This window comes from Microbacterium sp. NPDC087868, assembly GCF_044900755.1.
GTDB classification, from domain to species: domain Bacteria; phylum Actinomycetota; class Actinomycetes; order Actinomycetales; family Microbacteriaceae; genus Microbacterium; species Microbacterium galbinum.
In genome coordinates this window covers 595851-618085 of record NZ_JBJDNO010000001.1, presented here as the reverse complement: position 1 = coordinate 618085, position 22235 = coordinate 595851, and the positions used below count along the sequence as shown (strand labels likewise).

Genomic DNA, 22235 nt, shown 5'->3' with positions numbered 1-22235 from the left:
CGATCTCCCGTCGAAGCGCATTGTTGTAACGCGTCCAACAATACGCCTCTCGATGCTCGCCGCGACGCATCGGCGCGGCGCGGTACCGTGAAGGCATGAAGACCACCGGTCGTGCCGGACGCCCGAAGGCGTCGTCTCGCGAGACGCTCGCCGAGGCCGCCTGCGAACTCTTCCTCGAGCAGGGGTACGAGTCGACCTCCATCGCCGAGATCACTCAGCGGGCAGGGGTGAGCCGGTCGAGCTTCTTCAACTACTTCGCGTCGAAGAGCGACGTGCTCTGGTCGGGGCTCGACGCTCGCATCGCTGAGACATCCGATGCTCTCGACGCCCTCGATCGTGACGCGAGCGACGCGGACGTGCGCCTGATCCTGCTCGCAGCGGTGCGGGAGTTCGCCCCCGACCCCCTGGCGCTCGCACTGCGGAACGTCGCGGCGATGGGCCTCGAGGACGAGCTTCCGCGCGACGCGGGCGTGCGCCAGGCGCGGCTGGCCGCGGCGATCGCACAGGCCGCCCGCGCCTCGGGGATCGATGAGATCCGCGCCGATATCCTCGGTGCGGCTCACGCCGCCGCGGTGCTCTCGTCGCTCCGGGTCTGGGCGGAGCAGGGGGCGGGTCGTGCGGCACCCGAGAACGTGCTCCGCGATGCGCTCGACCTCATCGGCGACCTCCGCTGGTCCCGCTGATTCGAGAAGCCGGGCCGAGCCGACGATCCGCGTCGGTCGACTCGCGTAGAATCGGAGCACCATGGCTACGTTTGGCACGCTCTCCGATCGGCTCACCGAGACCTTCCGCAATCTGCGCACGAAGGGAAAACTCACCGCGAGCGATGTCGACGGCACCGTGCGCGAGATCCGCCGCGCACTCCTCGACGCCGACGTCGCACTCACGGTCGTCAAGGACTTCACGGCGAAGGTCCGCGAACGTGCGCTCGGAGACGAGGTCAACAAGGCGCTGAACCCCGCCCAGCAGGTCGTTCAGATCGTCAACGAGGAGCTGGTGCAGATCCTCGGCGGAGAGCAGCGTCGTCTGCAGTTCGCGAAGACCGCTCCGACCGTCATCATGCTCGCCGGCCTCCAGGGCTCGGGAAAGACGACGTTCGCCGGAAAGCTCGCCAAGCAGCTCGAGGGCGAGGGGCACACGCCTCTGCTCGTCGCCGCGGACCTCCAGCGCCCGAACGCCGTGAACCAGCTGCAGGTCGTCGCCGAGCAGGCCGGCGCCACCATCTACGCCCCCGAGCCCGGCAACGGCGTCGGCGACCCGGTCAAGGTCTCGCGGGACGGTGTCGAGCACGCGCGCCGCCAACAGCACGACGTCGTGATCATCGACACCGCCGGACGACTCGGCGTCGACGCCGAGCTCATGAAGCAGGCGGCCGATATCCGCGCGGCGGTCCAGCCCGATGAGGTCCTGTTCGTGATCGACGCGATGATCGGTCAGGATGCCGTGAACACGGCGAAGGCGTTCCAGGAGGGCGTCGATTTCACCGGTGTCGTGCTCTCGAAGCTCGACGGCGACGCGCGCGGTGGAGCCGCGCTCTCGGTCGCGTCGATCACCGGTCGCCCGATCATCTTCGCCTCCACGGGTGAGCGTCTCGAAGATCTCGAGCCCTTCTACCCGGATCGCATGGCGAGCCGCATCCTCGACCTCGGTGACATCCTCACTCTGATCGAGCAGGCGCAGCAGGCGTTCGACGAGGAAGAGGCGATGAAGGTCGCCGAGAAGCTCGCGACCGAGCAGTTCACCCTCGAAGACTTCCTCGAGCAGCTTCAGCAGATGAAGAAGATGGGCTCGATGAAGAAGATGCTGGGGATGCTCCCCGGCATGGGCCAGATGAAGCAGCAGCTCGACGACTTCGACGAGCGCGAGATCGACCGCACCGAAGCGATCATCCGGTCGATGACGCCGGGCGAGCGCCGCAATCCCAAGGTTCTCAACGGCTCGCGCCGCCTGCGCATCGCCCGCGGCTCGGGCATGACGGTCACCGACGTGAACCAGCTCGTCGCCCGCTTCGAACAGGCCGCGAAGATGATGAAGACCGTCGCCCGCGGCGGCACCCCGAACATCCCCGGCATGGGCCCGGTCCCCGGAATGGGACGCCCCGGCGGATCGTCCAAGCGCGGGAAGAAGGGCAAGTCGTCGAGCGGATCGCGCTCGGGCAACCCGGCCAAGCGTGCGGCCGAGAACTCCGGAGCCGTCGCTACCGCGCAGCCGACCGGTTCGGGATTCGGTCTGGGCGGCGGCGCGAAGGCGCCGACCGAGGCCGATCTCGCCGAGATCCAGAAGCTGTTCGGCAAGAGCTGACGGCCCGCCCGGGCATCGCCGCGAACTGCCCGCCGACCAATGCGGCGAGGACGACGGCGATCCCGACACCCTGAATGACGGTGAACGACTCGCCGGCGACGACGACGCCGAGGAGCGTCGCCACCACCGGGGAGAGCAACGCGAGCAGTCCGGGCGCGATCACCGGCAGTTTCTGGATGCCGCCGAACCACAGGGTGTAGGCGAAGATGCCGCCCGCCGTCGCGAGCCACGTGTAGCCGAGTGCGGCCGTCGCGTCGATCGCCGGGGGCGTCCCCTCGATCAGGAGCGTGAGGGGCAGGAGAACGAGACCTCCGGCGCCGAGCTGCCACCCCGCGTAAGTGATGGGACCGACCCCCTTCGGCCGCCCCCAGCGCTTCGTCAGGACCATTCCGGCGCCGGTCGCCGTCACGCCGCCGAGCGCCGCGAGGACTCCCCACGCGTCGAGCCCCGCTGACGGCCCGAGGACGATGAGTGCGACGCCCATCGTGCCTCCCAGTGCCGCGGCCGCGGAGAACGGACGGATGCGCTCGTGCAGCACGAGCGCACCTAGCGCGAGCACGATCAGCGGTTGAGCGCCGGCGACCGCGGCAGCCACCCCTCCCGGAAGACGCTCGGCGGCGAGGAAGAGCAGGGGGAAGAACGCCCCGATGTTGAGCGCGCCGAGCACCATCGCCTTTCCCCACCAGGCGCCGCGGGGGAGTCTGCGCGAGAGCAGGATCGCGAGGAGCCCGGCGGGAAGGGAGCGCAGGAGTCCGGCGAAGAGCGGATGCCCCGGCGGCAGCATCTCCGTCGTGACGAGGTAGGTCGTTCCCCAGGCCATCGGTGCGAGGGCGGTGAGGAGCAGGATGCGCAGACGGGTCATGTTCTCAGCATGGACACGCAGCCAACATGAATCCAACGCATTCTGAGCATGCTGTTCATGACGTGAGATCATGTGCAGATGGAGCTTCAACAGATGCGCTACGTCGTCGAGGTGGCCGCGACGCGGAGCTTCACCCGAGCCGCCGAGCGTTGCTTCGTCACGCAGTCCGCGCTGAGCCACCAGATCGCCGCCCTCGAGCGGGAGCTGGGTCAGCGACTGTTCATCCGGTCGAGCCGCGGTGTCCGGATGACCGAAGCGGGGGAGGCCTTCCTCCCGCCGGCGCGCAGCGCGCTCGCTTCTGCGCAGCAGGCCATCGATGTGGTGGCCGCCGAGCCCGATCAGCTGGACGGCACCGTTCGGATCGGAATCATCCCGACGGTCGTCGCCGTCCGCGTTCCGCGCCTCCTCGCGTCGTTCCGAGCCGCACACCCCGCCGTACGGGTCGAACTGGAGATGGGCAACAGCGATGACCTCGTCGCGAAGATCCGGCGCGGCGATCTCGATGTCGCGCTTCTCGGGCTGCAACCGGGCGCCGAGCCACGCGGTGTCGGATACCGGGAGATCGCCGTCGATCATCACGTCGCGGTGCTCCCGCGTGCCCACCGACTCGCGGCGCGCACCCGACTGAGACTCGGCGATCTCGCCGAGGACGTCTTCGTGGACTTCCCGGCCGGGACGTCGGGGCGAGCCCAGAGCGACGTCGCCTTCCGGGCGGCGGGCGTCGATCGCGACGTCGCATTCGAAGTCGACACGGCCGGAGTCATGCTCGGCCTGGTCGCCGAGGGACTCGCGGTAGCGCTCCTCACTCCGGGGGCGGTTCCCGCGGGTGTGGCCGGGGTGAGCACGGTGCCCGTCGTCGACGGCCCGAGGCGAGCGGAGTACGTCGCCTGGGATCTCGACTCGCCTCGGCGTGTCGCTCGTGCGTTGCTGACGGTGCTCGATGGGGAGGCATCCGTCTGACAACGGCGAAGGGGCGGGCCCGGAGTTCCCTCCGGACCCGCCCCTCGCGGTGATCGGTCGTTACTTGACGTCCTCGTCGACCCAGTCCATCGACTTGGTGACGGCCTTGCGCCACAGGCGCAGCTGACGGTCGCGCTCGTCGCTCTCCATGGAGGGCTCCCAGCGACGGTCTTCCTGCCAGTTTGCGGAGAGCTCGTCCAGGCCGCTCCAGAACCCGACGGCGAGGCCGGCGGCGTAGGCGGCGCCGAGGGCGGTCGTCTCCGCGACGACCGGTCGCACCACCGGCACACCCAGGACATCGGCCTGGAACTGCATCAGAGCGTCATTGGCGACCATGCCGCCGTCGACCTTGAGCTCCGTGAGGTCGACGCCCGCGTCCGCGTTGACCGCGTCGAGCACGTCGCGGGTCTGGAAGGCCACGGCCTCCAGTGCGGCGCGCGCGATGTGGTTCTTGTTCGCGTAGCGGGTGAGGCCCACGATCGCGCCACGCGCATCCGGTCGCCAGTACGGTGCGAACAGGCCCGAGAACGCCGGGACGATGTACACGCCGCCGTTGTCCTCGACCTTGTCGGCCAGTTCCTCGACCTCGGGGGCCGAGGAGATGATGCCGAGCTGGTCGCGCAGCCACTGGATCAGCGATCCGGTGACGGCGATCGAACCCTCGAGCGCGTAGTGCGCCGGAGCGTCGCCGAGCTTGTAGCCGACGGTGGTGAGCAGACCGTTCTTCGAGTGGACGATCTCCTCGCCGGTGTTGAAGATGAGGAAGCAGCCGGTTCCGTAGGTGTTCTTGCTCTCACCTGTCTGGAAGGCGGCCTGTCCGAACGTCGCGGCCTGCTGGTCGCCGAGGATGCCGGCGATCGGCGTCTCGCGAAGCAGCGAGGAGTCCTCCGCCGCACCGTAGACCTCGGAGGAGGAGCGGATCTCCGGCATCATCGAGCGCGGCACGCCGAACGCCTCGAGGATGTCGTCGCGCCACTCGAGCGTCTCGAGGTCCATGAACATCGTGCGCGAGGCGTTCGTGACATCGGTCACGTGCACGCCGCCGTCGACGCCGCCGGTGAGGTTCCACAGCACCCAGCTGTCGGTGGTGCCGAAGATGAGGTCCCCGGCTTCCGCCTTCGCGCGCGCACCCTCGACGTTCTCGAGGATCCACGCGATCTTCGTCCCCGAGAAGTACGTCGCCAGCGGGAGTCCGACGATCGGCTTGAAGCGCTCGACTCCGCCGTCGGCCGCGAGGCGGTCGACGATGTCCTGCGTGCGGGTGTCCTGCCAGACGATCGCGTTGTAGGCGGGCTTGCCGGTCGTCTTGTCCCAGACGACGGCCGTCTCGCGCTGGTTGGTGATGCCCACCGCTGCGATGTCGTGACGGGTGAGGTCGGCGCGGCTCAGTGCGAGGCCGATGACCTCCTGCACGTTGCGCCAGATCTCGGAGGCGTCGTGCTCCACCCAGCCGGCCTTCGGCAGGATCTGCTCGTGCTCCTTCTGGCCCGTCGCGATGATGCTGCCCTTCTTGTCGAAGATGATCGCGCGGCTGGAGGTGGTTCCCTGATCGATGGCGAGGATGTAGTCAGCCATGGTGTGTTCTCCTTTGAAGTGGGATTCGGGTGGCGTCAGGCTGCGAGGCCGAGCAGGGCGGGGGCGGCGAAGGCCGCGATCGCACCACCGATGAGCGGTCCGACGACCGGCACCCACGAGTAGCTCCAGTCGCTCGAGCCCTTGCCCTTGATCGGGAGGATCGCGTGGGCGATACGGGGGCCGAGGTCACGGGCCGGGTTGATCGCGTAGCCGGTCGGCCCACCGAGCGAGGCGCCGATGGCGACCACGAGCAGCGCGACGGGCAGCGCGGTGAGCGGTCCGAGGCCTCCGGGCACGCCGACCTCGATGTCGCCGTAGTCGGCGAATCCGAAGATCACGAACACGAGGACGAACGTACCGATGATCTCCGTGACGAGGTTCCAGCCGTAGGAGCGAATCGCGGGGCCGGTCGAGAAGACGCCGAGCTTGTTGGCGGCCTCCGGCTCCTCATCGAAGTGCTGCTTGTAGGCGAGCCAGACGACGATCGCACCAAGGATCGCACCGAGCAGTTCTGCGGCGGTGGCGACGAGGAACATCGTGAAGGTGATCTTGCCGGCGATCGCCAGGCCGATACCCACGGCCGGGTTGAGGATCGCACCCGAGTACGCCGAGACGATGACACCCGCGAACACCGCGAGGCCCCATCCCCAGTTGACCATCAGGAAGCCGCCGCCGAAGCCCTTGTTCTTCGCGAGGGCGACGTTGGCGACGACACCGCATCCGAGAAGGACCAGCATCGCCGTGCCGACGAACTCCGACAGGAAATAGAGACCGAGATTGACATCAGGCATGTCTTCTTTGACCTTTCTTACGTGTCACGTCATCCCTGCCGTGACACTTCTTGGGTTACGCCGCGGGGAGGCGGCGGTTCCGTCTCGTCAGCCGCGGGTGCGGGACGAGATGTCGAGGCCGTGCCGCTCGTTCAGCAGCTGGCGGGTCTGTTCGAGTTCAGCATCGTGCCTCGAACGGTCCCAGTCCAGTAGGGGAGCGAGCGCGTCGGCGATCTCATCGAGGACCTCGGCATCGGCATGACCGGTGAACGCGATGCTCGTGCGACGCAGGATGACGTCCTGCAGGCGCGCGACGAGCTCGTTCTGCACCATCCACTCGAGCTCCCGGGTCGAGAGGTCGCCGCCGGCGAGCGGGGCGTCCGCTCCCTGCTCGACGTACTCCCAGACCTGGGCGGCGCGGGTGCCGTAGCGGGCGAGGAGCTTCTCGGCGCGGTCTCCGGCGCCCGCGAGGTTCTCCTGGATCCAGATGCGCTTCGACTTCTCGGTGCGCGGGAAGTCGCGGCCGCCTCCGATGGCGCGGCCGGCGGTCGAGACCGTGCGGGTGCGGTTCAGCAGGCCGAGCACGACGTCGGAGAGCGACTCGCCGAGCGCACGGAAGGTCGTCCACTTGCCGCCGACCAGGCTCACGAGCGGGACGGCGCCCTTCTCGTCGACCTCGATGCGGTAGTCGCGCGAGACGAAACCGGGTGCGGTGTCCTCGTGACGGGGGAGCGGACGGATGCCGGAGAACCGGTACACGATCTGCTCACGGTCGACCGCGATCTGCGGGAAGACGTGGTGGATCAGGTCGAAGAAGTAGTCGACCTCCTCCTCGGTGCAGACGGCGACCTCGCGGGGATCCGCGTCGATGTCGGTCGTTCCGACGAGCACCTTGCCCTTGAGCGGGTAGATCAGCACGATACGACCGTCGGAGTGCTCGAAGAAGATCTCGCGTCCACGCGTGGCGGCGAGCAGCTCCGGGTGGTCGAGCACGATGTGCGACCCCTTGGTGCCGCCCATGAATCGCGTGTCGGTGCCGAGGGCGTCGTTCGTCAGGTCGGTCCAGGGGCCGGAGGTGTTGACGACCACGTCGGCCTTCACCGGGAACTCCGTGCCGCTCTCGCGGTCACGGAGGACGATGTTCTCGCCGTCGCGGGCGATCGCCTCGACGTAGTTGAGCGCGTGCGCGCCCGGGTGCGCGGAACGGCCGTCCTGCAGGACGTCGAGGGCCAGGCGCTCCGGGTCGTGCATGGACGCGTCGTAGTACGTGGCGGTGTACTTGATGTTCGGGTCGAGCGCGGGCAGTTCGGCCAGCGAACGCTTGCGGCCGAGGAAGCGGTGGCGCGGCACGCTACCGCCGTCACGGGAGAACGTGTCGTAGATCGTCAGACCGATCTTGATGAGGAACGCACCGCGCTCCTGCGGCTTGCCGCTCTTGTGCGTGAGAAAACGCAGGGGCGCCGAAAGGATGCCCGAGAACGTCGAGTAGATCGGGATCGTCGTCTGCAGCGGCTTCACGTAGTGCGGAGCGATGCGCAGGAGGCCGTTGCGCTCCTCGACCGACTCGCGAACGAGACGGAACTCGCCGTTCTCGAGATAGCGGATGCCGCCGTGGATCATGTGGCTGGACGCCGACGATGCCCCGGAGGCGAAATCGCCGCGTTCGACGAGGACGACGTCGACGCCCTGGAGGGCGAGGTCACGGAATGTCGATATTCCGTTGATGCCGCCGCCGATGAGCAGCACCGTCGTACGTCCGGATTCGCGGAGCGCGCGTACGTCGTCGCGCTCGGCCGATGAGTGTGTCGATTCGATCATTCTCGAGCTCGCTTCCTTGCTTGCCCCCCAGCATCGACCTCTCGTCCGCTGCGCGCAAGCCCAGTGCACATATGTGCAAGGATCGAGGGCAAGGAGGCGGTCTTGGCTGATCACAGTGCACATCCGCGTGACGGGAAGCTGGTCGCCGCGCTCACCGCGGCCCAGCTCTACTACATGCAGGACAAGACGATGGAGGTCATCGCCCGCGAGCTCGGCACCTCCCGCTCGTCGGTATCTCGTCTTCTGAGCTATGCCCGGGAGAGCGGTCTGGTCGACATCCGCATCAACTCGCCTCTCGAGCGGCTCGGCATGCTCGAGCAGCGGATCCGCGATCGTCATCGCATCGTGGCGCACGTCGTTCCCATGCCCGAGATCGTCAGCGAGGTCGAGCGCCTGGAACGGGTGGCGTTGACCGCGGGACGACTGCTGTCGCAGTTCGTCGACTCGAACATGATCATCGGCGTGGCGTGGGGGTCGACCATCAGTGCGGTCAGTCGCGGCCTCACGCAGAAGGAGACGCACAACACGACATTCGTGCAGTTGAACGGTGCGGGCAACACCCAGACCAGCGGTGTCGAGTACTCGAGCGACATCCTCCAGCGCTTCGGCAGCGCGTTCGGTGCGCAGGTGCAGCAGTTCCCGGTGCCGGCGTTCTTCGACGACCCGGCGACGCGCGAGGCGATGTGGCGGGAGCGGAGCACACGGCGTGTGCTCGACCTGCAGTCAAAAATGGACATCGCGGTCTTCAGCCTCGGATCGCCCGCGGCCGAGGTACCGAGCCGGGTGTACGTCGGCGGATACCTCGGGCGCGACGACTATCGGAGCCTGCGCGAGGACCATGCGATCGGAGACGTCGCGACCGTCTTCTTCCGCGCCGACGGCTCCTGGAAGGACATCCGTCTCAATGCGCGGGCGACCGGCCCGACACTCGATCGCCTGCGACGCGTACCCCGACGGGTCTGCGTCGTGTCCGGCATCCCCAAGCTCGCCAGCGTCCGTGCGGCGATCGCCGCGGATCTGATCACCGATGTGGTCCTCGACGAGGGACTGGCGCGCCGCCTGGCGGAGGACTGAGGGTCAGGCTTCGTGCGTCGAGGCCTCAGGGCCGGAGCGGAACTCGCGGATGAGGTGCTGCACGACCTCTCCGAGGTCGCCCTCGGCGGCGTCCGCCACTGCCACCTGCCGCGCATAACTGGCTCCGTCGCGCAGGATCGTGCCGACGCTGCCGAACTCCCGTTCGCATCCGAGCGCTCGTGCCACGGGCGCGAGTTCCTCGAGGGTCTCGGCGAGGTGATCCCGCACGTCGCGCTGCGCGCCGGAGTCGTCGACGATCACCCGCGCGTCGAGTCCGTAGCGGGCCGCGCGCCATTTGTTCTCGCGGTGGAACCAGGAGGGCAGGGCGGGGAGCGGGCGTCCCTCGTCGAGTTCTCGCGAGAAGTGCTCGACGAGGACCTGCACGAGCGAGGCTACCGCGGCGAGTTCGGGGAGCGTCGACATCCCGTCGCAGGCGCGCACCTCGATCGTTCCCCAGCGGGGTGCGGGGCGGATGTCCCACCGGACCTCGGAGGCATCCTTCATCACGCCGGTGCGCACCATGTCGTCCATGTACGACTCGAACTGCGCCCAATCGTGCAGAGGCCAGGGGAGCCCGGCGGTCGGCAGCTGCTGGAACACCAGCGCGCGATTGGAGGCGTACCCGGTGCGCTCTCCGGCCCAGAACGGACTCGATGCCGCGAGTGCCTGCAGGTGGGGGAGGTACGCGGTGAGCGCGTTGATGATCGGGAACACCTTGCGATGGTCATCGACGCCGACGTGCACGTGAATGCCCCAGATCATCATGTTGCGACCCCACCACTGCGTGCGCTCGATCAGCGTGTGGTACCGCGTCTTATCGGTGACCTGCTGGTCGTACCACTGCGCGAACGGGTGGCTGCCGGCCGACAGCAGCTCGATCCCGATCGGGTCGGTGGCCTCGCGCACCGCGGAGATCGCCCGGGCGATGTCGTCGACGGCGTGGGCGACGGACTCGCCGACGCCGCTCGTGACCTCGATCGTGTTGGTGAGGAGCTCACCGGTGACGGTGTGGCGTTCGCTGGCGCTCTGTTCCTCGAGCACAGCGAGGAGTTCGGGCGCTCGTCCGGCCAGATCACCGGACGCCGGATCGGCGAGCATGATCTCCCACTCCAAGCCGACGGTGGAGCGGGCTGAGGGGGCGAACTCGAGCGTCACGTGCACATTCTGGCACGCGGCCGACGCGACACGGCAAAGCCGGAGTCCTCACGTTTCGCGCCCGGGCTCGGCATCTGGCAGAATAGAAGGTCGGACGGCATGCTCGACCCTCTATCCAGCTTCCGTCCTCCTCTTTGAGCTTCCGCCGGATGTGCACCCCACTCTCCAGGCGACCAGTTCGTTTCCTTCCACACAATTCAGGAGAATCGTGGCTGTCAAGATTCGTCTCAAGCGCCTGGGCAAGATCCGTGCGCCGTACTACCGCATCGTCGTCGCCGACTCGCGCACCAAGCGCGATGGTCGCGTGATCGAGGAGATCGGCAAGTACCACCCCACCGAGGAGCCCTCGTTCATCGAGGTCGACTCCGAGCGTGCGCAGTACTGGCTCTCCGTCGGCGCGCAGCCGACCGAGCAGGTCGCCGCGATCCTCAAGATCACGGGCGACTGGGGCAAGTTCAAGGGCGACGCCGACGCGAAGTCGACCCTCAAGGTCGCCGAGCCGAAGGCCGCCTTCGAGGTCGACTCCTCGAAGAAGTCCGTCGTCAAGCCCAAGGCGGAGAAGAAGGTGGAGGCTCCCGCTGAGGAGGCTCCCGCCGCCGACGCCGACGCGGAGGCCGCCGAGGCTCCCGCCGCTGACGCAGAGTAATCCGTCGTGCTCGCCGCCGCGCTCGAACACATCGTCAAGGGGATCGTCGATCACCCGGAAGATGTGCGCATCACCGCATCCACGTCGCCGCGAGGCGATCTCCTCGAGGTGCGCGTGCACCCCGATGACCGTGGACGCGTGATCGGGCGCGGCGGCCGCACCGCCAAGGCACTCCGTACGCTCGTCGCCGCCCTGGCCGACGGCCGTCGCGTGCGCGTCGATGTCGCGGACGACTGACGTGGTGCCGCAGGACACCCCACAGGGCAAGAACCAGCTCCGGGTGGGGCGCCTCGTGAAGGCCCATGGCCTCAAGGGCGGGCTCAAGCTCGAGCTGTACACCGACAACCCGGAGCGTCGCTTCGTCACGGGAGCCGAGTTCACGTTGCAGGTGCCCGAGGCATCTCCGTGGCACGGCAAGACGATCACCGTGCGCGAGTACCGGGTGATGAACGGCAACCCGGTCGCCTTCTTCGACGACGTCGACGACCGCACCGCCGCCGAAGGCCTCGTGCGGGCCATCCTCTGGATCGACCAGGACGTCGACGAGACCGAGGACGACGCGTGGTTCGACCACCAGCTCGTGGGCCTCGATGTCGTCCGTGACGGCGCCGTGGTCGGACGCGTCCAGCGCATCGAGCATTTCCCGGCGCAGGATCTCCTCATCGTCAAGTCCGGTGAGAAGGAGATCATGGTGCCGTTCGTCTCGGCGATCGTTCCGACCGTCGACGTGGCTGCCGGTCGAGTGATCGTCACCCCGCCGCCCGGGCTCTTCGAGGAGCTTCCGGATGCCGACGACGACTCGGCGGCGGCCGAGGAACCGCTCGCAGCCGAGGATTCCCCGGCGGCCGAGTAGCCGCTGAGAGGTCACTCCCGTGCGCATCGACGTCCTCTCCATCTTTCCGTCGTACTTCGACGGTCTCACGCTCTCCCTGCTCGGCAAGGCGCGCGATGCGGGCATCCTCGACCTGAACGTCCACGACCTCCGAGACTGGACGTCGGATCGTCACCGCACCGTCGACGACACCCCGTACGGCGGGGGTGCAGGAATGGTGATGAAGCCGGAGCCCTGGGGGCTCGCGCTCGACGAGGTCGCCGCGGCCACCGAACGTCCGACGATCATCTTCCCTTCGCCGGCTGGTGAGGTCTTCACGCAGGCCACCGCGCGCGATCTCGCGACGCGCGAGCACATCGTCTTCGGCTGCGGCCGGTACGAGGGCATCGACGAGCGGGTCTTCGAGTACGCCGCGGCGCTCGGTGAAGTCCGCCTGATCAGTCTCGGCGACTACGTGCTCAACGGCGGCGAGGTGGCGACGATGGCGATGATCGAGGCCATCGGACGCCTGGTGCCGGGAGTCGTCGGCAATCCCGAGAGCCTGGTCGAGGAATCGCACGAGGACGGCCTGCTGGAGTACCCCTCGTACACGAAGCCGGCGGTCTGGCGGGAGCGCGCCGTTCCGGAGGTGCTCCTCAGCGGGAACCATGCGCGCATCGCGCAGTGGCGCCGTGATCAGCAGTTCGAGCGCACGCGAGCGCGTCGACCGGATCTGCTCGCCGACGACGCCGACTGACGGGGACGGATAGACCTCCTCCTTCTCGGTGATAGCGTCCGAGGATGATCGATCGCGCGCTCGCGGATTCCTTCCAGACCATCGGAGCGGACTACGACCGCTATCGACCGGGCTTCCCGGATGCCGCCGCCGACCTGATCCTGCCGGAGCGGGTCGGGGCGGTGCTGGACCTCGATGCCGGAACCGGCAAGTTCACCGAGCTTCTGATCGGTCGCGCGACCTCCGTCCAGGCAGTCGAGCCGTCCGAACCGATGCTCGACGTGCTGCGGGCGAAGCTGGTCGATGTGACGGCGCATCTCGGCACGGCCGAGAGCATCCCCCTCTCCGACGCCTCCGTCGACGCGGTCACGGTGGCACAGGCGTTCCACTGGTTCGAGCGCGAGGCGGCGTGTGCCGAGATCGCTCGCATTCTGGCGCCCGGTGGTGTCCTGGGGCTGGTCTGGAACCACTCCGATCCCGCCTGCACCTGGGACCGCGCTGCTCACCGCATCGCTCATCCGGCAGTGGGGGTCGAGGATCAGACGACCGGGAGTGCCGTCGAGGATCTTCCCGGCTTCGAGTTCGACTCGCGTGCGGTGATCGCGTGGTCCGAGAACATCTCACGTGATGATTACCTGCGTCGGTGGGGCACGATCAGCAGTGTCCTCGTCGCCGACCGCCGATCGAAGACCGAGATGCTAGCGGCGATCGAAACGGTCCTCGACGACGCCCCCGAGACGAGTGGGCGGGCGGAGCTGGTTCTCCCGCAGCTCACCGAGGCGTACAGGTACCGCCGGACGGCGTGACCGCGAGGACGCTCAGTCGACCCCGAGGAACGATCGGTCGGTCAGCACGATGGGTCCGTCCGCGGTGATCGCGACGGTGTGCTCCGAGTGCGCGCCGCGCGAACCGTCGACGCTGCGCAGAGTCCAGCCGTCGGGGTCGGTCACCAGCTCGTCGGTCGTCGCGAGGAACCAGGGCTCGAGTGCGAGCACGAGTCCGTCGCGGAGCGGGAATCCGCGTCCGGCGCGACCGTCGTTCGCGACGTGGGGGTCGCCGTGCATCGTGCGACCCACTCCGTGCCCGCCGAAGTCCGTGTTGATCGAGTACCCCTCGCCATGGGCGACGGCTGCGACGGATGCCGAGATGTCGCCGATCCGGTTGCCGACGACGGCCGCGGCGATGGCAGCATCCAGTGCGCGCTCCGTCGTCTCGATCAGCCGGAGGTCCTCGTCGCGCGGGGTGCCGACCACGAACGACACGGCGGAGTCGGCCACCCATCCGTCGACGGATACGGCGAAGTCGAGCGAGACGAGATCGCCGTCACGCAACGTGTAGTCGTGGGGGAGCCCGTGAAGCACTGCATCGTTCACCGATGTGCAGATGACCTTCCCGAACGGGCTCGCACCGAAGGACGGGTGGTAGTCGATGTAGCAGGACTCGGCACCGCGCTGACGGATCAGGTCATGGGCGCGACGGTCGATGGAGAGGAGGTTGGTCCCGACCTTCGTGTCGGAGCGCAGCGTGGCCAGCGTCTCCGCGACGAAGCGGCCGGCTGCGCGCATCTCGTCGATCTCGGCAGGGGTGCGCAGTTCGATCATTCGGGGGAGTCCTCTCGTCCTCGTCCATTCTCCCCGATCCGGGCGGACGCGGCGTCGCCGCGCTCACAGCGAACAGCCGTGCGAGCCGCCGCCCACCGGCATACCATCGAAGCATGTGGTTGCGACGGGCGTTCTTCCGCTGGCTCCTGCCGGCGGCCTTCCTCCTGCCCCTGTGGCTCCTCGTCGGAGGGGGAGTGTTCCAGGGCGGATGGGCCATCCTCTGGGTGCTGTTCATCGCGATCCCGTCGGTGTTCCTGGGCCAGCTCCTCCTCACCCTCCTCACTCGTTCGCGTCCATCGGTGCGCACCGACCGTGCCGTGTCGTGGTGGGACGTGGCCGGGTTCACGCTCTGGCACGGTCTCACGATCGCGGTCGGATGCTTTATCCCCGGGGTCTTCCCATGGTTGCTGACCGCCGCGGTGATCGTCGGCCTCGCACTCGTCTGGTTGCAGGGGTGGCAGCTCTGGAGTGAGGCGAAAGGGAGCGGGGCGCGGTTCCGCGAGACGATCGCCTGGTCCTCGTTCCCGGCATCCGATGACGCATCACCGGAGCCTCGCCCGCGCGAGGTCATCGTCGTGCAGGAGAAGGACCCGCTCGGCTGAGACGCGTGTTTTGGCGGCTGCGGTCATCCATGGCAGAATAGATGTTTGTGCCGTGACCGGTTCTGCCTCAGGGGAGCCCGCGGATGCTTCGGCCCCGTACGGTGCACACCCATTCTTGTTCCTTCCACCATGCATGCGACCTGAGGCGAGTGCAGAGAGAGACGATCATGCAGATCCTCGACGCCGTAGACGCGGCTTCCCTCCGTTCGGACATCCCGGACTTCTTCCCCGGTGACACCGTCAAGGTGCACGTCAACATCACCGAGGGCAGCCGCTCGCGTATCCAGGTCTTCCAGGGCGTCGTCATCGGCCGCTCGGGCGACGGCGTGCGCGAGACCTTCACGGTCCGCAAGATCAGCTTCCAGGTCGGCGTCGAGCGTACCTTCCCGGTGCACTCGCCGGTGATCGACCACATCGAGGTCGTCACCCGCGGTGACGTCCGCCGTGCGAAGCTCTACTACCTGCGCCAGCTGCGTGGCAAGAAGGCGAAGATCAAGGAGAAGCGCGACCGCTGAGTCGCCGCATCTCCACAGCACCCCAGGACACGATGTCCTGGGGTGCTTTGTTTCGTCCCCAGTATGCGAACCTTGATACTGCCGCTCGATGGCACGCACGACTGACGAAGGATGCCGATGACCTCTGAACCCTCCGCCGCGCCCGCCACGGGCACGAGGCGGCGCCGTGGACTGCTGGTCTTCCTGCGCGATGTGCTGATCATCATCCTGATCGCCGCGCTCGTCTCGTTCGTGGTCAAGACCTTCATCGTCCGGTCGTTCTACATCCCCTCGGCATCCATGGAGCGCACGCTCATGGTCAACGACCGCATCCTCGTCGATGAGCTCACGCCGCGATGGACGGGATACGAGCGCGGTGACGTGGTGGTGTTCCAGGACCCGGGCGGATGGCTGGGTGACCAGCCGCAGCCGCCGGCATCCCCTCCGCTCGTGCAGGCGATCGACGGCGTGCTGACCTTCATCGGCATCTCCGCCTCCGACTCGCAGGACCATCTCGTCAAGCGCATCATCGGCCTCCCCGGCGATCACGTCGTGTGCTGCAACGCACTCGGCCAGATCACGATCAACGGTGCTCCGATCGACGAGCTCGACTACCTGAACCTCCCCGAAGGGAACACCGCGGCGTCGAACGAACCTTTCGACGTCGTCGTGCCCGAGGACTCGCTGTGGCTGCTCGGCGACAATCGCACTCGGTCGCGGGACTCGCGAGCGCATCAGGAGCTTCCCAGCGGCGGCTTCGTCCCGGTGTCGAATGTCGTGGGGAAGGCCTTCCTGACGACCTGGCCGTTCGGGCGGATCGGGGCGATCGACGGACACCACCAAGCCTTCGACAGCGTTCCGGACGAAGAATGACGGTCGTTTCCCCGACCCTCACGCTCGAGCGGCGCATCCTCGGAGACAGCGCCCTGATCATCTCGCTCGACGAGGTCGGTCGCGGAGCGCTCGCGGGCCCGGTCGCGGTGGGCGCGGCGGTGATGGATGCCGCCGGAGCGCGACGTCGTGTGCCCGAGGGGCTCCGCGACTCCAAGCTCGTCACCGAGCGACGTCGACCCGACGTCGCGGAGCGGGCGACGGCATGGGTACGCGCCTCGTCGGTCGGATGGGCCAGTGCCGCGGAGGTCGACGAGGTCGGCATCATCCGGGCACTGGGTCTGGCCGCCTCCCGTGCCGTCGATGCGGTCGTCGCGCAGGGCACGTCGACCGCGGGGGCGGTCGTGCTGCTCGACGGGAACCATGACTATCTCTCGGCCGTGCATCATTCCGTACTCGACGTGCGTCCGGTGATCAAAGGCGATCGGGACTGCGCTTCCGTCTCGGCGGCATCCGTGATCGCGAAGGTCGCGCGCGACGCGCACATGGCCGACCTCCATGCCGACTACCCGCAGTACCAGTGGGATCGCAACAAGGGATATGCGAGCACCGAGCATCGAGAGGCCATCCGCACGCTCGGGCTCTCCCCGCTGCATCGTGCGTCGTGGGCGATCGCCGATGCTCCCGCCCTGTTCTGAGCGCCCGGTGCGGTGCCGCACGCGTACTCTCGCGACCCTAGGATGGAACCACCATGGATGAGGAAGCCTTCGACGACTACGACCGCGAGCTCGAGCTCGCGCTGTTCCGCGAGTACCGAGACGTGGTCTCGCAGTTCCAGTACGTCGTCGAGACCGAGCGTCGGTTCTACCTGGCGAACGATGTGAACGTCGTGCGTCGCGACACGGAGCACGACTTCTACTTCGAGATCTCGATGAGCGATGTGTGGGTGTGGGACATCTACCGCGCCGATCGCTTCGTGAAGGCCGTGCGTGTGCTGACCTTCAAGGACGTCAACGTCGAGGAGCTGCAGCGCCGGGAGTTCGAACTTCCCCAGGAACTGTCGCTCGACGGCGAGTGAGTCGGAGAAGCGCACCTCTCCTGCACGGCTGACGCCTGAGGCCCGGGTTTCCGCCGTGCGGTGGACGCTCGGAGTCCGCCCCGCCGCGCGGGTGCCACGATCGTCATGCTGTCTGAATGGCAGCGAAGGATGACCTCGGTAGAGCCGGGGAAGAACGGGCGGCGCGGCATCTCGTCGGCGCCGGGTACACACTCCTGGACCGCAACTGGCGTTGCGCACAAGGTGAGATCGACATCGTGGCTCTCCAGGGCGAGGACCTCGTCTTCGTCGAGGTGAAGACGCGGCGGACGATCGACTACGGTCATCCGTTCGAGGCGATCGACGCGCGCAAGAAGCGGCGGATGTGGGGGCTCGCCCACGCCTGGGCCGTCGCGCACCCGCTTCATGCTCGGGGGCGTCGGATCAGGCTCGATGTGGTGGGCATCGTCGGTCACGACCCGTCATCCGGTTCGCTCGAGCACGTGGCGGACCTCGTATGAGCACCACACGCACCTGGGCGGTCGCCATCACAGGGGTGGACGGACACATGGTCGAGGTCGAGGCGGACCTCTCGAACCAGACGCCGGAGTTCAAGATCATCGGGCTGCCCGACAAGTCGCTCGGAGAGGCGGTGCAGCGCGTGCACAACGCATGCAAGAACTCCGGACTCGACCTCCCGCGGCGAAGGATGACGGTGAATCTCTCGCCGGCCAGCCTGCCGAAGCACGGATCGGGCTTCGACCTCGCGGTCGCCGTCGCGACACTCGCTGCGGGGGATGCGATCTCCCCGCGATCGATCCGGGGCACCGTGCACGTCGGCGAGCTCGGTCTCGACGGTCGCGTTCGACCGGTGGCCGGAGTGCTCCCCGCGGTGTTCGCGGCGGCGAGGGCAGGCTTCGAGCGCGTGATCGTGCCCCAGGCCAACGCAGCCGAAGCGCGACTGGTGACCGGGATCGAGGTCCGCGGGGCGCGCTCGCTCGCGGAGGTGGCGGTCTGGCACGGGGCGGATGTCGAGATCCCCGAGGTGCCCGTCGAAGAACCGCCCGCCGTGGAGGAGGAACCGAGCGAGTCGCTCGACCTCGCGGACATCGTGGGGCAGGAGTCGGCGGTCGAGGCGCTCGTGGTCGCCGCAGCGGGCGGGCACCACATGCTCCTCAGCGGTCCCCCTGGCGCCGGCAAGACGATGCTCGCGCGACGTCTCCCCGGAATCCTTCCACCGCTCACCGAAGGCGAAGCACTCGAGGTCGCTTCGATCCGCTCGCTGATGGGTGACCGAGTGGCGTGCCTCGACCGGACCCCACCGATCGAGGCACCGCATCACAGCGCATCGGTCGCCGCGCTGGTCGGCGGCGGATCGCGGGTGGCGCGTCCCGGCGCGATCGTGCGCGCCCATCGCGGCGTGCTGTTCCTCGACGAGGCGGCCGAGTTCTCGAGGGTGGCTCTGGACGCGCTTCGCCAGCCGCTCGAATCCGGCGCGATCGAGGTGATCCGTTCGGGGTTCACCGCACGGTTCCCCGCGCGCTTCCAACTCCTGCTCGCGATGAATCCGTGTCCGTGCGGCAATTACGGCGTGCGCGGCGCGGAATGCACCTGCCCGGCGCAGGCGATCAGACGATATGCGACCCGGCTCTCGGGACCCCTCCGCGACCGTGTCGACATCGAGTTGCGTGTCGCGAGAGTGGCTGCATCGCGCGCGACCGCAGGTGGCCGCTCCGAATTCTCGACGGCCGCCGCTCGACAACGCGTCGCCGATGCGCGGGGTCGTGCCGCCGCGAGGTGGACGGGGACGCCGTGGTCGCGGAACGCCGACATCCCGGGGACGTGGCTCCGGCAGGGGGAGTTCCGCCTGGACTCCGCGGATCGTCAGCCGCTCGATCGCGCACTCGAGCGGGGAGCGCTGACCCTGCGCGGCTACGACAGGGTGTTGCGGTTGGCGTGGACGATGGCCGACCTCGCCGGACTCGCGCGTCCTCGACAGGATGAGATCGGTCGAGCGCTGCTCCTCAAGAGGGGGATGACGCCGTGACCCACGAGATGATCGGCGACCGGGAGGTCGCGCATGCGGCGTCCGCTCTCCGAGCAGGTGAGGCGGGCGTATCGACGGAGGCGATCGCTCGCGCGGCGTGGTCGGTGCTCGCGGAACCGGGCGACGGCGTCGCGGGCTCGCTGATCCGGGAACTCGGTGCCGCAGGTGCCCTCGAGCTTGCCCTCGATGCGCCGAGTCCGGCGGATGGTCGTGTGGACGGCTCCGCACGGGCGCATCGCGCGTTGGCGGAAGGGAGAGCGCGCTGGCGGCCGCGTGCGCAGACCCGTGCGTTGGTCGACGCCTTGCACGGTGCGAGCCAGGTCGGTGCGCGCCTGGTGATCCCCGGCGACCCGGACTGGCCGGATTCGCTGGACGACCTGGGGGAGCACGCTCCACCGGCGCTGTGGGTTCGCGGGGACGCCCGACTCCTGAGGACGACCCCGCGCGTGGCCATCGTCGGCGCTCGCGCGGCGACCGGGTACGGCGAGCACATCGCCGCCGAGATCGCCGGAGATCTCGCCGCGGGCGGTGCGACGGTCGTCTCGGGCGGGGCGTACGGCATCGACGGCGTCGCGCATCGTGCGGCGCTCGGAGTCCGCGGGGCGACCATCGCGTTCCTGGCGGGCGGTGTGGACCGCGCGTATCCCTCCGGACACCAGGAGCTCTTCACCCGAATAGCCGGGCACGGGGCGGTCGTCAGCGAGTTGCCGTGCGGAGCCGCACCGACGAAGTGGCGCTTCCTGGCCCGAAACCGTCTGATCGCGGCACTCGGCCAGGCGACCGTGGTCGTCGAGGCGGGATGGCGGAGCGGCTCCCTCAACACGGCAGGTCACGCGGCGGCGCTGGGGAGACCCCTCGGAGCCGTGCCGGGGCCGGTGACCTCGGCGGCCTCGGCAGGATGCCATCGCCTGCTCCGTGAGTACGACGCACGCTGTGTGACCTGCGCGGCGGAGGTCCGCGAGCTCTGGGGCGACGACACGCAGGAGGCGTCGGCTTCGCGGCGCCAAGATCCGGATCGCACCCGTCTGCTCGACGCTCTCGGAACGCGGACGCCGCTCGACGTCATGGAGATCTGTCGGCGTAGCGGTCTCGCCCCCGAGCGGGTGCGGGCGCTACTCGGTCTGCTCGACCTCGAGGGGATCCTGACACGATCGGATGCGGGGTGGGTGCGCGCGGCGACCCGCTGATCGAGCCGCGGCGGCGAGGTGCGATCTCTCGCACCGTCATCCGGTGCATGCTGGAGCCATGCAGCTCGCCGCCGCCGTCCAGGCCTTCACGGAGTACCTCGAGCGGGTGCGCCGGCTGTCGGCGGCGACGGTGCGCGCCTATCGCTCCGACCTGCGGGACCTGACAGCGTCGGCCGGAGACATCACGATCGGCGACGTCGATCTCGACGTGCTCCGAGACTGGCTGTGGAAAGCGACCCAGCGCGGAGATGCACGCTCGACGTTGGCGCGCCGCGCGGCGGCGGCGCGATCGTTCTTCACCTGGGCGACCGAGCACGAGATCATCGCGCACGATCCGAGTCTCCGCCTGATCGCTCCGAAGCGCGGTCGCACCCTGCCGGTCGTGGCCTCGAAGGACGCGATGAGTTCGCTTCTCGAGCAGCACCGCATCCGCGCGACCGCCGGCGGAGACCCGCTCGCTCTCCGCGACCATGCGATCCTCGAGACGCTCTACGGCTCCGGCATCCGTGTCTCCGAACTCTGCGGACTGGACATCGACGATCTCGACGTCGATCGCCGTACCGCGCGCGTGCTCGGCAAAGGTGCCAAGGAACGAGTCGTGCCCTTCGGGGTGCCCGCCCGTGAGGCGCTGAACGCGTACCTGCGGCGCGCGCGCCCGGCGCTCGTCGCCCGGAGCGATGCCCCCGGTGCCGCCGTCTTCCTCGGCAGCCGCGGCGGGCGAATCGGACCGCGCGCGGTGTACTCGCTGGTGGCAGAAGTGCTCGGCCCTCTCGTGGGGTCGGAGACGGTCGGTCCACATGCACTCCGGCATACGGCGGCGACGCACCTCCTCGACGGCGGCGCCGACCTGCGCGCCGTGCAGGAGATCCTCGGCCACGCCAGCCTGGGTACCACGCAGATCTACACGCACGTCTCCGCCGAGCGACTGACCGCCACCTACCGTCTCGCGCACCCGCGCGCCTGAGCGGGCGTCACGAACCGTCGCAGCACGGCAGAAGGACCGCTCTGGCCGGGGCGCCGAAGAGCAGGAGCGGATTGATGTAGACGCGGTCGAGGCGCACCCCCACGTGCAGGGTGCCGACCATGCTGTGCCCACCCTGCGCGACGACCCCCACGATGTCTCCCGCCACCACGGTGTCGCCGGGATTCAGGGAGGAGGCGAGCGGCTCGAAGGTCGAGACGTATCCGGCGCCGTGGTCGATCGTGAGCAGCGGACGGTCGACGACGGTTCCCCGGAAGGCTACGACGCCGTCCGCGGGTGCACGGACCTCCTGTCCCGGAGCGCCGGCGATGTCGATCCCGCGGTGGCCGGCCCCGTAGGCGTGAGCGGGAGCGCGGTACGGCGCCGTCACGGATCGCGGGCCGTCGAGGGGCCAGCGCCACGCGGCGTCGTTCTCCGACGAGTAGGACCGGACCGAGGGGTCGGGCTCGAGGGCGGCGATCGCAGGATCGTTCGCGCCGAGTGCGAGCGCGATGAGGAGGGCGGCGATCAGGAAGACACGTCCGGGCGGGGTCATGCCGAGAGTCTGCGGGTCGTTCAGGCCGACGAGACGTGAGTCCGAGCGACAGGCCCGGAGGCGGGGGAGAAGTGCGCGATGTCGCCGCCCGTGGAGAGCAGGACAGGCGGTCGTTGTCCTGTATGCTGGAGGGGCACCTCGAAATCGGGGTGACTACGCGTGCCCAGAGCGACTCCGGTCGTGGCATCCACTCCCACAGGTCCTTCCTCGGA

The 22235-nt window shown here is 68.6% G+C and carries 25 protein-coding genes; 18 read left to right on the top strand and 7 right to left on the bottom strand.

Annotated elements, in window-relative coordinates; genetic code table 11:
* Nucleotides 1–95 precede the first annotated feature (95 nt).
* Nucleotides 96–683: a TetR/AcrR family transcriptional regulator gene (locus ACI2JZ_RS03110; protein ID WP_404596481.1), complete on the top strand. Its 588-nt coding sequence runs from the start codon at nucleotides 96–98 to the stop codon at nucleotides 681–683.
* 61 nt (nucleotides 684–744) lie between these two features.
* Nucleotides 745–2301 (top strand): signal recognition particle protein, encoded by a 1557-nt coding sequence (gene ffh / locus ACI2JZ_RS03105; RefSeq protein WP_404596480.1) that lies wholly within the window; start codon nucleotides 745–747, stop codon nucleotides 2299–2301.
* Here the strand turns inward: ffh and ACI2JZ_RS03100 are convergent.
* Nucleotides 2198–3163: an EamA family transporter gene (locus ACI2JZ_RS03100; RefSeq protein WP_404596479.1), complete on the bottom strand. Its 966-nt coding sequence runs from the start codon at nucleotides 3161–3163 to the stop codon at nucleotides 2198–2200. The genes ffh and ACI2JZ_RS03100 overlap by 104 nt on opposite strands.
* 78 nt (nucleotides 3164–3241) lie before the next feature.
* On the opposite strand from ACI2JZ_RS03100, the gene ACI2JZ_RS03095 reads away from it, so the two are divergent.
* Nucleotides 3242–4123, top strand: coding sequence for a LysR family transcriptional regulator (locus tag ACI2JZ_RS03095; protein ID WP_404596478.1), 882 nt, complete (start codon nucleotides 3242–3244; stop codon nucleotides 4121–4123).
* Between the two features lie 60 nt (nucleotides 4124–4183).
* Here the strand turns inward: ACI2JZ_RS03095 and glpK are convergent, their stop codons facing one another.
* From glpK to ACI2JZ_RS03080, 3 genes are all read right to left on the bottom strand, one after another.
* The gene (gene glpK, locus ACI2JZ_RS03090) at nucleotides 4184–5698 is read right to left on the bottom strand and encodes a glycerol kinase GlpK (protein ID WP_404596477.1); all 1515 of its coding nucleotides are present in this window, start codon (nucleotides 5696–5698) and stop codon (nucleotides 4184–4186) included.
* Nucleotides 5699–5733: 35 nt separating this feature from the next.
* Complete coding sequence (locus tag ACI2JZ_RS03085) at nucleotides 5734–6489, bottom strand: MIP/aquaporin family protein (protein WP_247622605.1); 756 nt, start codon at nucleotides 6487–6489, stop codon at nucleotides 5734–5736.
* 87 nt (nucleotides 6490–6576) lie between these two features.
* Complete coding sequence (locus tag ACI2JZ_RS03080; RefSeq protein WP_404596476.1) at nucleotides 6577–8286, bottom strand: glycerol-3-phosphate dehydrogenase/oxidase; 1710 nt, start codon at nucleotides 8284–8286, stop codon at nucleotides 6577–6579.
* Nucleotides 8287–8460: 174 nt separating this feature from the next.
* On the opposite strand from ACI2JZ_RS03080, the gene ACI2JZ_RS03075 reads away from it, so the two are divergent.
* On the top strand, nucleotides 8461–9360 hold the full coding sequence (locus tag ACI2JZ_RS03075) for a sugar-binding domain-containing protein (protein WP_336641850.1): 900 nt from the start codon (nucleotides 8461–8463) through the stop codon (nucleotides 9358–9360).
* A gap of 3 nt (nucleotides 9361–9363) precedes the next feature.
* Here the strand turns inward: ACI2JZ_RS03075 and ACI2JZ_RS03070 are convergent, their stop codons facing one another.
* A complete protein-coding gene (locus ACI2JZ_RS03070) occupies nucleotides 9364–10515 on the bottom strand; it encodes a glutamate--cysteine ligase (protein ID WP_404596475.1) in 1152 nt (383 codons plus the stop codon).
* A gap of 208 nt (nucleotides 10516–10723) precedes the next feature.
* On the opposite strand from ACI2JZ_RS03070, the gene rpsP reads away from it, so the two are divergent.
* Genes rpsP through ACI2JZ_RS03045 form a run of 5 tightly spaced genes read left to right on the top strand, consistent with a single transcriptional unit; the run spans nucleotide 10724 to nucleotide 13514 of the window.
* The gene (rpsP, locus tag ACI2JZ_RS03065) at nucleotides 10724–11161 is read left to right on the top strand and encodes a 30S ribosomal protein S16 (RefSeq protein ID WP_247622602.1); all 438 of its coding nucleotides are present in this window, start codon (nucleotides 10724–10726) and stop codon (nucleotides 11159–11161) included.
* A 6-nt stretch (nucleotides 11162–11167) separates the two neighbouring features.
* Nucleotides 11168–11398 (top strand): RNA-binding protein, encoded by a 231-nt coding sequence (locus tag ACI2JZ_RS03060; RefSeq protein ID WP_247622601.1) that lies wholly within the window; start codon nucleotides 11168–11170, stop codon nucleotides 11396–11398.
* Nucleotides 11382–12014 carry a ribosome maturation factor RimM gene (gene rimM / locus ACI2JZ_RS03055; protein WP_336640448.1) on the top strand — a complete coding sequence of 211 codons (633 nt, stop codon included), beginning with the start codon at nucleotides 11382–11384 and terminating at the stop codon, nucleotides 12012–12014. Before ACI2JZ_RS03060 ends, rimM begins: the two co-directional genes overlap by 17 nt.
* Before the next feature lie 19 nt (nucleotides 12015–12033).
* The gene (gene trmD, locus ACI2JZ_RS03050) at nucleotides 12034–12729 is read left to right on the top strand and encodes a tRNA (guanosine(37)-N1)-methyltransferase TrmD (protein WP_247956083.1); all 696 of its coding nucleotides are present in this window, start codon (nucleotides 12034–12036) and stop codon (nucleotides 12727–12729) included.
* Between the two features lie 44 nt (nucleotides 12730–12773).
* A complete protein-coding gene (locus ACI2JZ_RS03045; RefSeq protein ID WP_404596474.1) occupies nucleotides 12774–13514 on the top strand; it encodes a class I SAM-dependent methyltransferase in 741 nt (246 codons plus the stop codon).
* A 12-nt stretch (nucleotides 13515–13526) separates the two neighbouring features.
* On the opposite strand, the gene map is transcribed toward ACI2JZ_RS03045, so the two are convergent.
* Complete coding sequence (gene map, locus ACI2JZ_RS03040) at nucleotides 13527–14309, bottom strand: type I methionyl aminopeptidase (protein ID WP_247622597.1); 783 nt, start codon at nucleotides 14307–14309, stop codon at nucleotides 13527–13529.
* A gap of 113 nt (nucleotides 14310–14422) precedes the next feature.
* On the opposite strand from map, the gene ACI2JZ_RS03035 reads away from it, so the two are divergent.
* From ACI2JZ_RS03035 to ACI2JZ_RS02995, 9 genes are all read left to right on the top strand, one after another.
* Nucleotides 14423–14911, top strand: coding sequence for an MFS transporter permease (locus tag ACI2JZ_RS03035; protein ID WP_404596473.1), 489 nt, complete (start codon nucleotides 14423–14425; stop codon nucleotides 14909–14911).
* A gap of 167 nt (nucleotides 14912–15078) precedes the next feature.
* Nucleotides 15079–15426 carry a 50S ribosomal protein L19 gene (rplS, locus tag ACI2JZ_RS03030; protein WP_247622595.1) on the top strand — a complete coding sequence of 116 codons (348 nt, stop codon included), beginning with the start codon at nucleotides 15079–15081 and terminating at the stop codon, nucleotides 15424–15426.
* Nucleotides 15427–15543: 117 nt separating this feature from the next.
* Complete coding sequence (gene lepB, locus ACI2JZ_RS03025; RefSeq protein ID WP_247622594.1) at nucleotides 15544–16278, top strand: signal peptidase I; 735 nt, start codon at nucleotides 15544–15546, stop codon at nucleotides 16276–16278.
* A complete protein-coding gene (locus ACI2JZ_RS03020; RefSeq protein WP_247622593.1) occupies nucleotides 16275–16934 on the top strand; it encodes a ribonuclease HII in 660 nt (219 codons plus the stop codon). Before lepB ends, ACI2JZ_RS03020 begins: the two co-directional genes overlap by 4 nt.
* 53 nt (nucleotides 16935–16987) lie before the next feature.
* On the top strand, nucleotides 16988–17314 hold the full coding sequence (locus ACI2JZ_RS03015; RefSeq protein WP_247622592.1) for a DUF2469 family protein: 327 nt from the start codon (nucleotides 16988–16990) through the stop codon (nucleotides 17312–17314).
* A gap of 116 nt (nucleotides 17315–17430) precedes the next feature.
* On the top strand, nucleotides 17431–17793 hold the full coding sequence (locus tag ACI2JZ_RS03010; protein ID WP_247622591.1) for a YraN family protein: 363 nt from the start codon (nucleotides 17431–17433) through the stop codon (nucleotides 17791–17793).
* On the top strand, nucleotides 17790–19319 hold the full coding sequence (locus ACI2JZ_RS03005; protein ID WP_247632302.1) for a YifB family Mg chelatase-like AAA ATPase: 1530 nt from the start codon (nucleotides 17790–17792) through the stop codon (nucleotides 19317–19319). The genes ACI2JZ_RS03010 and ACI2JZ_RS03005 overlap by 4 nt, the downstream gene beginning before the upstream one ends.
* Nucleotides 19316–20506, top strand: a complete 1191-nt coding sequence (gene dprA, locus ACI2JZ_RS03000) for a DNA-processing protein DprA (protein ID WP_404596472.1) — start codon at nucleotides 19316–19318, stop codon at nucleotides 20504–20506. The genes ACI2JZ_RS03005 and dprA overlap by 4 nt, the downstream gene beginning before the upstream one ends.
* 58 nt (nucleotides 20507–20564) lie before the next feature.
* Entirely contained in the window at nucleotides 20565–21470 is a 906-nt protein-coding gene (locus tag ACI2JZ_RS02995; RefSeq protein WP_404596471.1) for a tyrosine recombinase XerC, read from the top strand.
* Between the two features lie 7 nt (nucleotides 21471–21477).
* Here ACI2JZ_RS02995 and ACI2JZ_RS02990 read toward each other — a convergent pair whose 3' ends face one another.
* Nucleotides 21478–22023, bottom strand: coding sequence for a murein hydrolase activator EnvC family protein (locus ACI2JZ_RS02990; RefSeq protein WP_404596470.1), 546 nt, complete (start codon nucleotides 22021–22023; stop codon nucleotides 21478–21480).
* Between the last annotated feature and the right edge of the window lie 212 nt (nucleotides 22024–22235).

Excerpts from the sequence above, each read along its gene's own strand:
- ACI2JZ_RS03095 (WP_404596478.1), top strand. The coding sequence starts at position 3,242 with ATGGAGCTTCAACAGATGCGCTACGTCGTCGAGGTGGCCGCGACGCGG.
- ACI2JZ_RS02990 (WP_404596470.1), bottom strand. The coding sequence starts at position 22,023 with ATGACCCCGCCCGGACGTGTCTTCCTGATCGCCGCCCTCCTCATCGCG.
- lepB (WP_247622594.1), top strand. The coding sequence starts at position 15,544 with ATGACCTCTGAACCCTCCGCCGCGCCCGCCACGGGCACGAGGCGGCGC.
- ffh (WP_404596480.1), top strand. The coding sequence starts at position 745 with ATGGCTACGTTTGGCACGCTCTCCGATCGGCTCACCGAGACCTTCCGC.
- ACI2JZ_RS03100 (WP_404596479.1), bottom strand. The coding sequence starts at position 3,163 with ATGACCCGTCTGCGCATCCTGCTCCTCACCGCCCTCGCACCGATGGCC.
- rplS (WP_247622595.1), top strand. The coding sequence starts at position 15,079 with ATGCAGATCCTCGACGCCGTAGACGCGGCTTCCCTCCGTTCGGACATC.
- ACI2JZ_RS02995 (WP_404596471.1), top strand. The coding sequence starts at position 20,565 with ATGCAGCTCGCCGCCGCCGTCCAGGCCTTCACGGAGTACCTCGAGCGG.
- glpK (WP_404596477.1), bottom strand. The coding sequence starts at position 5,698 with ATGGCTGACTACATCCTCGCCATCGATCAGGGAACCACCTCCAGCCGC.
- ACI2JZ_RS03045 (WP_404596474.1), top strand. The coding sequence starts at position 12,774 with ATGATCGATCGCGCGCTCGCGGATTCCTTCCAGACCATCGGAGCGGAC.
- ACI2JZ_RS03080 (WP_404596476.1), bottom strand. The coding sequence starts at position 8,286 with ATGATCGAATCGACACACTCATCGGCCGAGCGCGACGACGTACGCGCG.
- ACI2JZ_RS03020 (WP_247622593.1), top strand. The coding sequence starts at position 16,275 with ATGACGGTCGTTTCCCCGACCCTCACGCTCGAGCGGCGCATCCTCGGA.
- ACI2JZ_RS03110 (WP_404596481.1), top strand. The coding sequence starts at position 96 with ATGAAGACCACCGGTCGTGCCGGACGCCCGAAGGCGTCGTCTCGCGAG.
- ACI2JZ_RS03085 (WP_247622605.1), bottom strand. The coding sequence starts at position 6,489 with ATGCCTGATGTCAATCTCGGTCTCTATTTCCTGTCGGAGTTCGTCGGC.
- ACI2JZ_RS03035 (WP_404596473.1), top strand. The coding sequence starts at position 14,423 with ATGTGGTTGCGACGGGCGTTCTTCCGCTGGCTCCTGCCGGCGGCCTTC.
- ACI2JZ_RS03005 (WP_247632302.1), top strand. The coding sequence starts at position 17,790 with ATGAGCACCACACGCACCTGGGCGGTCGCCATCACAGGGGTGGACGGA.
- ACI2JZ_RS03075 (WP_336641850.1), top strand. The coding sequence starts at position 8,461 with ATGCAGGACAAGACGATGGAGGTCATCGCCCGCGAGCTCGGCACCTCC.
- ACI2JZ_RS03010 (WP_247622591.1), top strand. The coding sequence starts at position 17,431 with ATGGCAGCGAAGGATGACCTCGGTAGAGCCGGGGAAGAACGGGCGGCG.
- map (WP_247622597.1), bottom strand. The coding sequence starts at position 14,309 with ATGATCGAACTGCGCACCCCTGCCGAGATCGACGAGATGCGCGCAGCC.
- rimM (WP_336640448.1), top strand. The coding sequence starts at position 11,382 with ATGTCGCGGACGACTGACGTGGTGCCGCAGGACACCCCACAGGGCAAG.
- ACI2JZ_RS03015 (WP_247622592.1), top strand. The coding sequence starts at position 16,988 with ATGGATGAGGAAGCCTTCGACGACTACGACCGCGAGCTCGAGCTCGCG.